Source organism: Streptomyces gilvosporeus (assembly GCF_002082195.1).
Taxonomy (GTDB): domain Bacteria; phylum Actinomycetota; class Actinomycetes; order Streptomycetales; family Streptomycetaceae; genus Streptomyces; species Streptomyces gilvosporeus.
Genome location: NZ_CP020569.1, coordinates 2783957 through 2795936 on the forward strand (window position 1 = coordinate 2783957; position 11980 = coordinate 2795936).

Annotated in this window: 9 protein-coding genes; 5 read left to right on the forward strand and 4 right to left on the reverse strand. The window is 70.3% G+C overall.

What is annotated here, in order from left to right:
- Positions 1-84: 84 nt before the first annotated feature.
- From B1H19_RS12225 to B1H19_RS12235, 3 genes are all read right to left on the reverse strand, one after another.
- Complete coding sequence (locus tag B1H19_RS12225; RefSeq protein ID WP_083104641.1) at positions 85-990, reverse strand: ABC transporter permease; 906 nt, start codon at positions 988-990, stop codon at positions 85-87.
- A gap of 16 nt (positions 991-1006) precedes the next feature.
- The gene (locus tag B1H19_RS12230) at positions 1007-2017 is read right to left on the reverse strand and encodes an ABC transporter ATP-binding protein (RefSeq protein WP_418361443.1); all 1011 of its coding nucleotides are present in this window, start codon (positions 2015-2017) and stop codon (positions 1007-1009) included.
- 72 nt (positions 2018-2089) lie between these two features.
- The gene (locus B1H19_RS12235; protein WP_083104643.1) at positions 2090-3373 is read right to left on the reverse strand and encodes an NYN domain-containing protein; all 1284 of its coding nucleotides are present in this window, start codon (positions 3371-3373) and stop codon (positions 2090-2092) included.
- Between the two features lie 295 nt (positions 3374-3668).
- Between B1H19_RS12235 and B1H19_RS39245 the strand changes: the two genes are divergently transcribed.
- Complete coding sequence (locus B1H19_RS39245) at positions 3669-3839, forward strand: hypothetical protein (protein WP_203237135.1); 171 nt, start codon at positions 3669-3671, stop codon at positions 3837-3839.
- Between the two features lie 87 nt (positions 3840-3926).
- On the opposite strand, the gene dnaE is transcribed toward B1H19_RS39245, so the two are convergent.
- On the reverse strand, positions 3927-7472 hold the full coding sequence (dnaE, locus tag B1H19_RS12240; RefSeq protein ID WP_083104644.1) for a DNA polymerase III subunit alpha: 3546 nt from the start codon (positions 7470-7472) through the stop codon (positions 3927-3929).
- 225 nt (positions 7473-7697) lie between these two features.
- Here dnaE and B1H19_RS12245 point away from each other — a divergent pair, with 225 nt between their 5' ends.
- The 4 genes from B1H19_RS12245 to B1H19_RS12260 all read left to right on the forward strand — a co-directional run bounded on the left by B1H19_RS12245 (position 7698) and on the right by B1H19_RS12260 (position 11901).
- Entirely contained in the window at positions 7698-9032 is a 1335-nt protein-coding gene (locus tag B1H19_RS12245) for a DUF2252 domain-containing protein (RefSeq protein ID WP_083104645.1), read from the forward strand.
- A gap of 83 nt (positions 9033-9115) precedes the next feature.
- Positions 9116-9769 carry a hypothetical protein gene (locus B1H19_RS12250; protein WP_083104646.1) on the forward strand — a complete coding sequence of 218 codons (654 nt, stop codon included), beginning with the start codon at positions 9116-9118 and terminating at the stop codon, positions 9767-9769.
- A gap of 106 nt (positions 9770-9875) precedes the next feature.
- Positions 9876-10727, forward strand: a complete 852-nt coding sequence (locus B1H19_RS12255) for a thioredoxin domain-containing protein (RefSeq protein WP_083104647.1) — start codon at positions 9876-9878, stop codon at positions 10725-10727.
- A gap of 253 nt (positions 10728-10980) precedes the next feature.
- Positions 10981-11901, forward strand: coding sequence for a thioredoxin domain-containing protein (locus tag B1H19_RS12260; protein WP_083104648.1), 921 nt, complete (start codon positions 10981-10983; stop codon positions 11899-11901).
- Positions 11902-11980 lie beyond the last annotated feature (79 nt).

The following is an 11980-nucleotide window of genomic DNA, read 5'->3' on the forward strand; positions in this document are numbered from 1 at the left end:
CGGGAGGGGGAGGTGGGTGGGGCGTGAAGAGGGGAGGCGGGTGGGGCAGGAAGGAGAGAGACCTGTGGGGCGCGCGGGCCGCCCTCAGCGGGCAGCGGCGCGGCGGTACGCCCAGGTCGCGGCGGTGAGCGAGAGGACGCCGACGGCGGCGCAGACACCCAGGTCGGCGCCGACCATCAGCCAGTCGGGGCGGGCCGCGAAGCTGCGGGTGAGCGCCTCCACCCCGTAGGTGGAGGGCAGCAGATCGCGGGCGTAGTCGATCACCGTGGGCATCCCGCCGGGCGGCAGGACGCCGAGCAGCAGCGCGGCCGACATGCCCAGCTGGCCGCAGAGCGTGGCGATCTCCTGGCGGGGGGCGAGCAGTCCGAGGGCGGCGCCCAGCCCGGAGAGCGCGGCACCGGAGAGCGGGATCACCGCGGCCAGCACCCACAGATGCGCCATCGGCAGCCGAAAGAGGACGCCGCCGGCCAGGGCGGTGGCCACGGCGCCGGGAACGGTGAACGAGGCGTAGGCGGCGGCCGCGCCCAGCACCACGGCGGCCGGCGGCACCGGCAGCGTGGCGTAGTGGTCGAGTCCGCCGCCGGCCCTCAGCTGCCCGAAGTACTGGGCGAGGAGGTTGAGCGCGACGAAGGCGACGACCAGCACGCTGGCGCCGGAGACCACGAAACGGGCCTCGGTGCCGCCGTCGACCACCCCGCGCATCATGATCATGATGCCGACGGACTGGAAGGTGGCGACGAACAGCAGCGGGATCCGGGCGACCTTGGCGCGGGAGAGCTGGGCGCGGTAGACGGCGCCGAGCGCGGGCAGCAGCCGGGCGCGGGGCGCCAGCGGGGCGACCGGTTCGTCGTCGGGCCACGCTCCGGTGCCCGGGGAGGCCGCGGCCGCGGCCTGCGGGGGAACCACGTTCACGCCGTCATCCAGCCCTTCTTGGTGCTCGTGCTCTGCGCCGTCCCCCTTGGCCGCCCCCGTCGCCGTGCGTCCCTTCATGACGTGACCAGCCCCTTCATGCCTTGACCAGCCCCCGGCTGCGGCCGCCGAGGGAGAGATAGACGTCCTCCAGGCTCGGCGTGGCGAAGGTGAAGTCGTCCAGGGCGGCGAAGGCGGGGCCGGTGGTCACGGCCGACACCGCGGCGCGGGCCCGGTCGGCCGGCAGGCGCAGGGTCCAGCGGCGGCCGGAGATCTGGGCGGCCGGGCGCAGGGCGGCGACCTCGGCGACGTCCAGGGGCGGCCGGTCGCGCCAGACCAGTTCGAGGCGGACCTCGTCGGCGAGGCGTTCCTTCAGGCCACCGGGTGTGTCGCAGGCGATGACCCGGCCCCGGTCGAGCACCGCGACCCGGTCGAGCACGCTCTCGGCCTCCAGGACGTTATGGGTGACCAGGAGGACGGTGGCGCCCCGCTCGGCGCGACGGCGGTCGACCGCGGCCCATACGGCGCGCCGCGCGACCGGGTCCATCCCGGTGGTCGGCTCGTCCAGGACCAGCAGCGGCCGCTCGCCGATCAGTACGGTCGCGAAGCACGCCAGCCGGCGCTGGCCGCCGGAGAGCTTCTTGAGGGGGCGGGCGGCGATGCCGGTCAGGCCCAGTTCGGTGAGCACCGCATCGCGTTCGCGGCGGGCCCCGGCGGCGTCCAGGCCGCGCAGCCGCCCGGTGGTCTCCACGGCGAGCGCGACGGTCATCTCGTCCAGGGCGGTGGACTCCTGGCCGAGATAGCCCAGCAGCCGGGCGGCGCGTTCGGGGTGGCGTACGAGGTCGTGGCCGAGGACGCGGATGGTGCCGGAGTCGGGGCGCAGCAGTCCGGTCAGCTGGCGTACCAGGGTGGACTTGCCGGCGCCGTTGGGGCCGAGCAGCCCGAAGATCTCGCCACGCCGTACGTCCAGGCTGATGCCGTCGCTGGCGCGCACGGCGGCCCCCCGGTCCGCCCCGCGCCGTCCGCGCGCCGCCGGGTAGGTCTTGACCAGGTCCCGCACCGCGCATGCCGCCGCGCCGCGGTCCACCTGTTTTGCGCCCGTCCTCACGAGCTACGAGGGTACGCGGCCCGCGGAAGGCCCCGGTCCGCGGGGCGGCACGGGCGGGGAGCCCCGGGGACGTCAGTCCCCGGCCGGTGCGTGTTCGGCCGCCGTGCGCAGATCGACTTCGCGCCAGAATCCGGCCCGGATGGCGTAGCGGTCGTGTTCGTCGATCTGGTCGTCCTTGTGGGCGAGCAGGCCGAAGCGGGCGGCGTAGCGCAGCAGTTCGCCGTCGATGCGGTGCGGGATGCGGGGGTACTCGGTGGAGAGCTGCTGGAGGTGGGCGGTGTCGGTGAGCCGGTCGGTCCAGCGGCGGGCGAAGACCTGGCCGACCTCGAAGGGGTCGCCGCTGACGGCGGTGATGTCCTCCTCGCGGTCGGCCCAGCGCTGTTCGGCGCTGGTGAGCTGGGCGAGGGTGGGCAGGGAGGCGGTCTCGGACGGTTCGCCGACGGGGCCGCGTTCGGCCCAGCCCTTGTCGGAGGACCAGCGCAGGGTGGCGGAGGGGGCGGGCACCTGGCTGCCGTTCCCGTTGCCGGTGCCCTGGGGTGCGGCGTGGGTGCGGCCGAGGCCGGCGAGGTCCTTGGGGGTGGGCACGACGCGGGAGGATCCGGCGGCGGACGGGCCGGCGTTCGCGTCGTCGCGGCCGTCGGCGGCGGGGCGGGCGGTGCCGTTGCTGCCGCCGCGTTCGGGGCCGTCGGAGTCCGCGCCGGCGGCGGCCGCCGCGGCCGCGGCGACGGCGGACTCGGGCAGCGGGGCGGAGAGGATGGCGGCGATCTCGGGGCGCGGGGCGGGCGGCGTGGCGCAGGGCCCGCCGAGCTCCTTGGCGCGTACCGCGCGGGTGATCCAGGTCCGGTCCAGCACCCGTCGCTCGTCGGCCTCGGCGACCAGGTCCTCGGACTGGTTGTAGTCGCCGTCGGCGGCCTGGACGGCCCACAGGTGGACGGCCACACCGTGTTCCTTGGCCGACATCAGTCCGGGCAGCAGATCGCCGTCGCCGGTGACCAGGACGATGTCGGAGCAGGCGCGGTTGCGGGCGAGCTCGGTCAGCTCGGCGTGCATGGCGGCGTCCACGCCCTTCTGCGCCCAGCGGCCGTCGCTGCGGGTCAGGGCGCCCAGCCGGACGGTGACCCGGGGCATCACGCGCAGTCTGCGGTGTTCGGGCTGGGGGACGCGGTCGGGGGCGCCGTCGAACCAGTAGATGCGCAGCAGGGGCCGTTCCGTATCGGCCTCGGCGCGCTGGCGCAGGCCCTGGATGAGGGCGGTGTGATCGACGGTGATCCGGGCGCGGGCGGGCTCTCCCGCGAGCAGACTCGCGGCGGCGCCCAGCAAATAACCGGCGTCCACCAGGACGACGCAGCGATCCACGTTCCACCCTCTTCCCTGAGGTGCTGAAGTCCGGACGCCCCCCGGCTCGGCCCGTGGCACGAGTTCTCTTCGGCTTTCCCTCGAGTCTGCCCGACCGTACGGGGGTTATCTGCCCCGTCTGGATCATCGGCGTGGCGGATTCGGAGGGGAAGTTCGGTGCGTGTCGTGAGCATCGGCGGGATACCGCGCCCCACGCTCCTTCTCACGCACAGTAATTGCCCGAAATGCGGCTTTTGTCGTGACGTGTAACTCTGATCCCGGCCCCGATCCAGGATCCCCCTCAGGAGGCACGGCCATGGCCAAGAGCAAGAAGGAACGCAAGCAGCAGAAGTCCAGTCCGGCCGAACACGGTCAGCAGCAGGCCGAGAAATCGACCATCGAGGCCATCTCCCAGACCCCGCAGCACGCCCAGGGCAGCCCCGCCGATGTCGCCCGTAAGCATCAGCGGCGGTTCGGCCACAACTGACGCGATCCGAGCATGAGTTGAGGGGCGCGCCCGGCTGCGGGCGCGCCCCTCGGCGCGGTATGACGCGGTCCTGCCCGGCCCCCCGGCTCAGCCCGCCAGGCAGGACGGGCCGAGCAGCACCTTCAGATCGCCGAAGAGGGACGGGTCGGCGGTGACCCGGTGGCGGTCCAGGCGCAGCACGGTCGTCTTGCGGGCGCCCAGGAGCTTGATGCGGACCTCCGTCGAACCGCGGTGGCTGCTGAGCACCTCGCCGAGCTTCTCGACCATCGGCGGGGTGACCTTGACCGTGGGGATGGTGATCGTCACCGGGGCGTTGGCGCCCGCCTCCGACAGGTCGGGGACCATCATCTCCATGGCCACCAGCCGCGGGACGTCCTCGCGCTTGTCGAGGCGGCCCTTGACGAAGACGATGGTGTCCTCGACGAGCTGGGTGGACACCAGCTGATAGGTCGCGGGGAAGAACATGCAGTCCAGGGAGCCGGCCAGATCCTCCACGGTGGCGATGGCCCAGGCGTTGCCCTGTTTGGTCATCTTGCGCTGGAGGCCCGAGATGATGCCGCCGATGGTGACGATGGAGCCGTCGGAGTAGTCGCCGCCGGTCAACTGGGCGATGGCGGCGTCCGCCTTGTCGCTCAGGACGTGTTCGAGGCCGAAGAGCGGGTGGTCGGAGACGTAGAGACCGAGCATCTCCCGCTCCTGGGCCAGGAGATAGGTCTTGTCCCATTCGACATCGGAGAACTCGATGTCCAGACCGAAGCCGGGGCCGTCGTCCGCGGCATCGTCGCCCATCCCACCGAAGAGGTCGAACTGCCCCTCGGCCTCCTTGCGCTTGACCTGCACCACGTTGTCGATCATCGGCTCGTAGTGCGCCATCAGACCCTTGCGGGTGTGCCCCAGCTCGTCGAAGGCGCCGGCCTTGATCAGCGATTCGGTGGTGCGCTTGTTGCAGACGACCGCGTCGACCTTGTCGAGGTAGTCGGGGAAGGAGGAGTACTTCCCCTTCGCCTTGCGGCAGCGGATGATCGAGTCGACCACGTTCTGGCCGACGTTGCGGACCGCGGTCAGGCCGAAGAGGATGACGTCGTCGCCCTGGGCCGCGAAGTTGGCCTCGGATTCGTTGACGTTCGGCGGCAGCACCTTGATGCCCATCTTGCGGCACTCGTTGAGATAGACCGCGGACTTGTCCTTGTCGTCGCGGACCGAGGTGAGCAGCGCGGACATGTACTCGGCCGGGTAGTTCGCCTTGAGGTAGGCGGTCCAGTAGGTGACCAGGCCGTACGCGGAGGAGTGCGCCTTGTTGAAGGCGTAGCCGGCGAAGGGGACCAGGACGTCCCACAGGGCCTGGATGGCCTGGTCGGAGAAGCCCTTCTTCTTCGCGCCCTCCTGGAAGAGCACGAAGTTCTTCGCCAGTTCCTCGGGCTTCTTCTTGCCCATGACGCGGCGCAGGATGTCGGCTTCGCCCAGCGAGTACCCGGCGACGATCTGGGCGGCCTTCTGCACCTGCTCCTGGTAGACGATCAGGCCGTACGTCAGGCCGAGGGTCTCCTTGAGCGGCTCTTCCAGCTCCGGGTGGATCGGGGTGATCTCCTGGCGGCCGTTCTTGCGCTCGGCGTAGTTGATATGCGAGTTCATGCCCATCGGGCCCGGCCGGTAGAGGGCCGAGACGGCGGAAATGTCCTCGAAGTTGTCGGGCTGCATCTGGCGCAGCAGCGACCGCATCGGGCCGCCGTCGAACTGGAAGACGCCCAGGGTGTCACCGCGGCACAGCAGCTCGAAGGTCTTGGGGTCGTCGAGCGGTACGGACAGCAGCTCCAGGTCGACGCCCTTGTTCTTCTTCACCATCTTGACGGCGTCGTCCATGATGGTGAGGTTGCGCAGGCCCAGGAAGTCCATCTTCAGCAGGCCGAGCGATTCGCACTGGGGGTAGTCCCACTGCGTGATGGTCACGCCGTCGGTGTGCCGGACCCAGACCGGGGCGTGGTCGACGATGGGCTCGCTGGACATGATCACGCCGGCCGCGTGCACGCCCATCTGGCGCACCAGGCCCTCGACGCCCTTGGCGGTGTCGATGACCTTCTTCACGTCCGGTTCGTTCTCGTACATCCCCCGGATCTCGCCGGCCTCGCTGTAGCGGGGGTGCTTGGGGTCCGTGATGCCGGAGAGGTCGATGCCCTTGCCCAGGACGTCGGCGGGCATGGCCTTGGTGAGGCGGTCGCCCATCGCGTACGGGTAGCCCAGTACGCGGGCGGAGTCCTTGATGGCGTTCTTGGCCTTGATCTTGCCGTAGGTGCCGATCATGGCGACCTTGTCGGCGCCGTACTTCTCCGTGACGTACCGGATGACTTCGACGCGCCTGCGCTCGTCGAAGTCGATGTCGACATCGGGCATGGAGACGCGCTCGGGGTTGAGGAACCGCTCGAAGATCAGCCCGTGCTCGATCGGGTCGAGGTCGGTGATGCCCATGGCGTACGCGACGATCGAACCGGCCGCGGAGCCACGGCCGGGGCCGACCGCGATGCCGTTGTTCTTGGCCCACATGATGAAGTCGGCGACGACGAGGAAGTAGCCGGGGAACCCCATCTGGATGATGACGTCCATCTCGTACTCGGCCTGGCGCTGGCGGTCTTCGGGGACGCCGCCGGGGAAGCGGCGGTTCATGCCGCGGCGCACTTCCTCCTTGAACCAGGTGACCTCGGTGTAGCCCTCCTCCGGGATCTCGAACTTGGGCATCAGGTCGCGCTTTTCGAACATCCCGGAGACATCGATCTGGTCGGCGACCAGGCGGGTGTTGTCGCAGCCCAGCTGCCAGGCGTCCGAGGAGTCGATGGCGTACATCTCCTCGGTGGACTTGAGGTAGTAGCCGGTGCCGTCGAAGCGGAAGCGGCCCGGGTCCGAGAGGTTCTTACCGGTCTGGATGCACAGCAGGGCGTCGTGCGCCGCCGACTCGTGGGCGTAGGTGTAGTGCGAGTCGTTGGTGACCAGTGGCGGGATGCCGAGCTTCTTGCCGATCTCCAGCAGGCCGTCGCGGACCCGGCGCTCGATCTCGATGCCGTGGTCCATCAGCTCCAGGAAGTACCGGTCCTTGCCGAAGATGTCCTGGTACTCGGCGGCGGACTTCAGGGCCTCGTCGTACTGGCCCAGGCGCAGCCGGGTCTGGAGCTCGCCGGAGGGGCAGCCGGTGGAGGCGATCAGGCCCTCCGACCACTGGGAGATGGTCTCCTTGTCCATCCGGGGCCACTTCTGGAGCCAGCCCTCGGCGTAGGCGTCCGAGGAGAGCCGGAAGAGGTTGTGCAGTCCGGTTTTGTTCGCCGCCCAGATGGTCTTGTGGGTGTAACCGCCGGAGCCGGAGACGTCGTCGCGCTTCTGGTGCGGCTGACCCCACTGGATCTTGCGCTTGTTGCGGCGCGACTCGGGGGCCACATAGGCCTCGATGCCGATGATCGGGGTCACGCCGGCCTTCTTCGCCGAATGGAAGAAGTCGTAGGCGCCGTGGAGGTTGCCGTGGTCGGACATGGCGATATGCGTCATGCCCATGTCGTTGGCCGCCGTGAACATGTCGCTCAGCCGCGCCGCACCGTCCAGCAGCGAGTACTGGGTGTGGACGTGCAGGTGCGTGAAGGGCGGCTTGGCCACGGCGAGGGACCTCCAGAGGAACGGTACGGCGGTCTCGAAGTCTACGACTCCGCGCCGACAATCGACGGCTCCCGAGTGATCGATACGGGGCACTCCCGAGTAGCCTCGCCCGTTGTCATTCGCAGATCCATAACGAACAATCGCGGACACTCATCGATCGCAATCCGTCATGGATCCGCTTACCCCTCTTCCGCTCATCTCCCGCACATCAGGAGGCACCCAGCGATGCCGTCCCCGCACGCCCCGGCACCGGACGCCGCCCAGCGCGGCGAGGAGATCCTCGCCGTCTTCGACACCGCCTTCGGAGAGCTGCTCGCCGCCGACCCGGCGGCCTTCCGCGTCAAGTTCCGGAAGATGGCCGCCTCGGCGTTCGCCTTCTACCGGGGCACCGCCTGCCTGTTCTACAAGGACCTGGAGGACGGCAAGGACAGCGGTCCCTACCTGGACGACCGCACCGCCCGGGTGTGGATCCACGGCGATCTGCACGCCGAGAACTTCGGCACCTACATGGACTCCACGGGCCGACTGATCTTCAACGTCAACGACTTCGACGAGGCGTATGTCGGCCCGTTCACCTGGGACCTCAAGCGCTTCGCCGCCTCGGTGGCGCTGATCGGCTACGCCAAGGCGCTCAGCGACGAGCAGATCACCGGCCTGGTGCGGGTCTACGCCGCCGCCTACCGCGACCGCATCCACGCACTGGCCTCCGGGGCCAAGGACGACGACGTGCCGCCCTTCACCCTGGACACCGCCGAGGGCCCGCTGCTGGACGCCCTGCGCGACGCCCGCTCGCTGACCCGCTTCGGGCTCCTGGAGTCGATGACCGAGATCCGCGAGTTCGAACGCCGCTTCGCCGAGGGCGGCGGCAGCGTCGAACTGGACGCGGCCACCCGCTACAAGGTCCTCGCCGCGTTCGACGGCTATCTGGAGACGCTGCCGGATTCGAGCCTGGACCGCCCGGACTCCTACCGGGTCAAGGACGTCGTCGGCCGCCGCGGCATCGGCATCGGCTCGGCCGGGCTGCCCTCGTACAACATCCTGCTGGAGGGCCACAGCGACGCCCTGGAGAACGACGTCGTCATCTACATGAAGCAGGCGCAGACCCCGGCCGCCTCCCGGCACATCGCCGACCCCGCGGTCCGCGGCTACTTCCAGCACGAGGGCCACCGCACGGTGATCTCCCAGCGCGCCCTCCAGGACCACGCCGACCCGTGGCTGGGCTGGACCGAGCTGGACGGCGCCGGCCAGCTGGTCGCCGAGATCTCCCCGTACGCCGTCGATCTGGACTGGTCGGACATCGACGACCTGGAGGAGATCGCCGCCGTGGTCGCCGACCTCGGGCGGGCGACGGCCACCATGCACGCCGCCGCGGACGACGAGAGCGGCCACTCGCTGGTGCCGTTCTCCACCGAGCGCGCCATCGACGCCGCCCTCGCGGCCGACGAGGACGGCTTCGCACCGCTCCTGGTGGACTTCGCGCACTCCTACGGGGCCCGCGCCCGCGCCGACCACCAGATCTTCGTGGACCTCTTCCGCAACGGGCGGATCCCCGGTCTGTGAGCCTGCTGAGAGATTTGTGAGATTTCTTCGGGTTCGGGTGCCCTTGGCTCCGCGTTCACGGCCCCCGTGGCACACTCGCTGCCATGGACATCTCGGCGGCACCCCTGCGGGCACTGCGCGCGGCGCTCTTCGCGGCGCTGTGTGTGACGCTGTCCGCCGGGTCCCATGTGCTGCTGTCCCGTATGCAGCTGCCGCTGACCACCGTCGCCGCGCTCTTCGCCACCGTTTTCGCCCTCGCCTATGCGCTGGCCGGGCGGGAGCGCGGCTACTGGCGGATCGCCGCGCTGCTGCTCCCCCTGGAGCTGGCCGCCGACACGGTCTTCAGCATCGGCCAGCACCTTTGTTACGGGGAGGGCGGCGGCCCGGTCACCGGGCCGCTGCGCTCGCTGGGGATGGATCTGCTGTGCGGCAGCGGCGCCGTCGGCGCGCCCTTCCTGCGGCTGTCCCCGGACGCCGCCCCCGCCGCCCCCTGGCTGCTGCTCGCCGCCCATCTGCTGACCGGGCTGCTGGCGGCGGCCTGGCTGCGCCGCGGCGAGGCCGCGCTGGCGCAGCTGCTCGGCGCGGTGGCCGCCGGCGCCGTCCGCCCGCTGCTGATCGCCGTCGCGGTCGTCGGCGCCACCGCCGCCCCGGACCGCCCGGCGCCCGCCCCCGTACCCTCCGCGCGGCCCGCCCGCGCCGTCCCGCTGCTCGTGCACTGCGTCGTACGCCGTGGGCCTCCCTGCGCCCTCGCCGCCTGAGGCCCACGCCCGGCGCCCCCACCGCCCTCAGGCACTCCCCCGGCACGGCCCGGGATGCACGGACCCCTTACACGGACTTCGACGGATTCGACGGAGCGGAACAGTCATGAGCAATCGCAACAACCAGGCCAACAAGCAGGCGGCCCGCGAGCGGCTGCGCGCCGAGCGTGAGCGGCAGGCGAAGAAGGACAAGACGAAGCGGCAGCTGATCGTCGGCGGCGCGGTCGTCGGCGTGCTGGCGGTGGCCGGCGGAATCGGGCTGGCGGTCGCCAACGCCGGCGGCGGCTCCGGCAGCGTCTCCTCGGGCGGCGGCACCGACTGGTCGAAGGTCGCCAAGCAGCGGCTCGTCAAGCCCGCCAACACCTCCGGCACCAACGGCACCACCGTCGTCATCGGCAAGCCGGACGCCAAGAACACCGTCAGCCTCTTCGAGGACCCGCGCTGCCCGGGCTGCGCGGCCTTCGAGGAGACCGTCGGCGCGACCGTCGAGAAGGACATCAAGGACGGCAAGTACAAGGCGTCGTACCACATCGGGACGTTCCTGGACGGCAACCTCCAGGGCACCGGCTCGAAGAACGCGCTCAGCGCCCTGGGCGCCGCGCTCAACGTCAGCCCGGACGCGTTCCTGAAGTACAAGTACGCGCTGTACTCGAAGCAGTACCACCCGGAGGAGACCGGCCCGGACAAGTTCGCCGACGACAGCTACCTGATCAAGGTCGCGAACACCATCCCGGCGCTCAAGGGCAACGCGGCCTTCCAGAAGAACGTCAAGTCCGGCACCTACGACCGGTGGGCGCTGGCGATGTCCGACGACTTCAACTCGCACAAGGACGTCACCAGCACGCCGACCATCAAGGTCAACGACACCGTGATCGGCACCAAGACGCCGCAGGGCGTCGCGGCGCCCTCCACCGTGGCGCAGTTCAACTCGATGGTGAACAAGGAGCTCAAGCACTGAGCCGCCCCGGCACCGGCACCGAAGCGGATGCCGATGCCAAATCTTGACCCGGGAGTCTGCCGTGCCCATGGCAGACTCCCGGCATGCAAGGGAGGGGACGAGGCGAACACCGGGCCGCGATGCGCCCGTTGCTCCCCCTCCTTGTGCACTGCGTAGTGCGCCGCGGCCCCCCTCGAACGGTCACCGCCCCGCCGGCCCGGTTGCCCGACCGGTCCGTACGAGCTCGCCCACCTCGAGGAACGGGAACCCCCCCATGAGCACTCGCAACAGCCAGGCCGCCAAGAACGCGGCCCGCGAACGCATCCGCGCCGAGCGCGAGCGGCAGAAGAAGCAGGAGAGGACGCGGCGCCAGCTCGTGGTGGCCGCGGCGGTGGCCGGCGTGCTGGTGGTGGCCGCCGGTATCGGCTTCGGCATCATGAAGCTGACCGAGCCCACCGGCTGGGAGGCCGCCGCGGAGGCCAAGCTCGTCACACCGGCCCACACCCAGGGCAAGAACGGCACCGAGATCCTCATAGGCGACCCGAAGGCCACCCAGACGCTGGAGGTCTTCGAGGACGTCCGCTGCCCGGCGTGCGCGGGCTTCGAGCAGAGCACCGGCCAGGAGCTGATCAAGGACATCAAGGAGGGCCGGTTCAAGGTCCGCTACACGATGTACTCGTTCATCGACGGGCTGTCGGGCGGCGAGGGCTCGAAGAACGCGCTGAGCGCCCTGGGTGCGGCGCTCAACGTCAGCCCGGACGCGTTCCTGAAGTTCAAGACGGCGCTGTACTCCGTCAAGAACCACCCCGACGAGCGCGAGGACACCTACGCCAAGGACTCGGCGCTGCTCAAGGTGGCGGCCGAGGTGCCGGAGCTCAAGGGCAACAAGGCGTTCGAGACGGCGGTCACCAAGGGGACCTACGACCGCTGGGCGATGGAGATGACCAAGCTGTTCGGCCGTAAGGGCGTGCGCGGCACCCCGACCTTCATGCACGGCGACAAGAAGCTGGTGATGGACAAGATCGTCCCGACCCAGCAGATGACGCAGGCGCAGTACAACCAGCAGTCGCTCGACAACTTCAAGAAGATGATCGACAAGGAGTTCGGCCCGGCCAAGGCCCCGGGGAAGGGGACCGGCAAGGACGGCGGACGGGGCATCGCCAAGGGCGAGAAGGACCCCACGGGCAAGAACTGATCACGGCAGAGGGGGCTTTGAGGAACGGGCGGGCGAATTCCCGGGCAAGCCGGGCAGCACCCTCCCAAGCCTACCTACC

Excerpts from the sequence above, each read along its gene's own strand:
- B1H19_RS12260 (WP_083104648.1), top strand. The coding sequence starts at position 10,981 with ATGAGCACTCGCAACAGCCAGGCCGCCAAGAACGCGGCCCGCGAACGC.
- B1H19_RS12250 (WP_083104646.1), top strand. The coding sequence starts at position 9,116 with ATGGACATCTCGGCGGCACCCCTGCGGGCACTGCGCGCGGCGCTCTTC.
- B1H19_RS12245 (WP_083104645.1), top strand. The coding sequence starts at position 7,698 with ATGCCGTCCCCGCACGCCCCGGCACCGGACGCCGCCCAGCGCGGCGAG.
- B1H19_RS12255 (WP_083104647.1), top strand. The coding sequence starts at position 9,876 with ATGAGCAATCGCAACAACCAGGCCAACAAGCAGGCGGCCCGCGAGCGG.
- B1H19_RS12225 (WP_083104641.1), bottom strand. The coding sequence starts at position 990 with ATGAAGGGACGCACGGCGACGGGGGCGGCCAAGGGGGACGGCGCAGAG.
- B1H19_RS39245 (WP_203237135.1), top strand. The coding sequence starts at position 3,669 with ATGGCCAAGAGCAAGAAGGAACGCAAGCAGCAGAAGTCCAGTCCGGCC.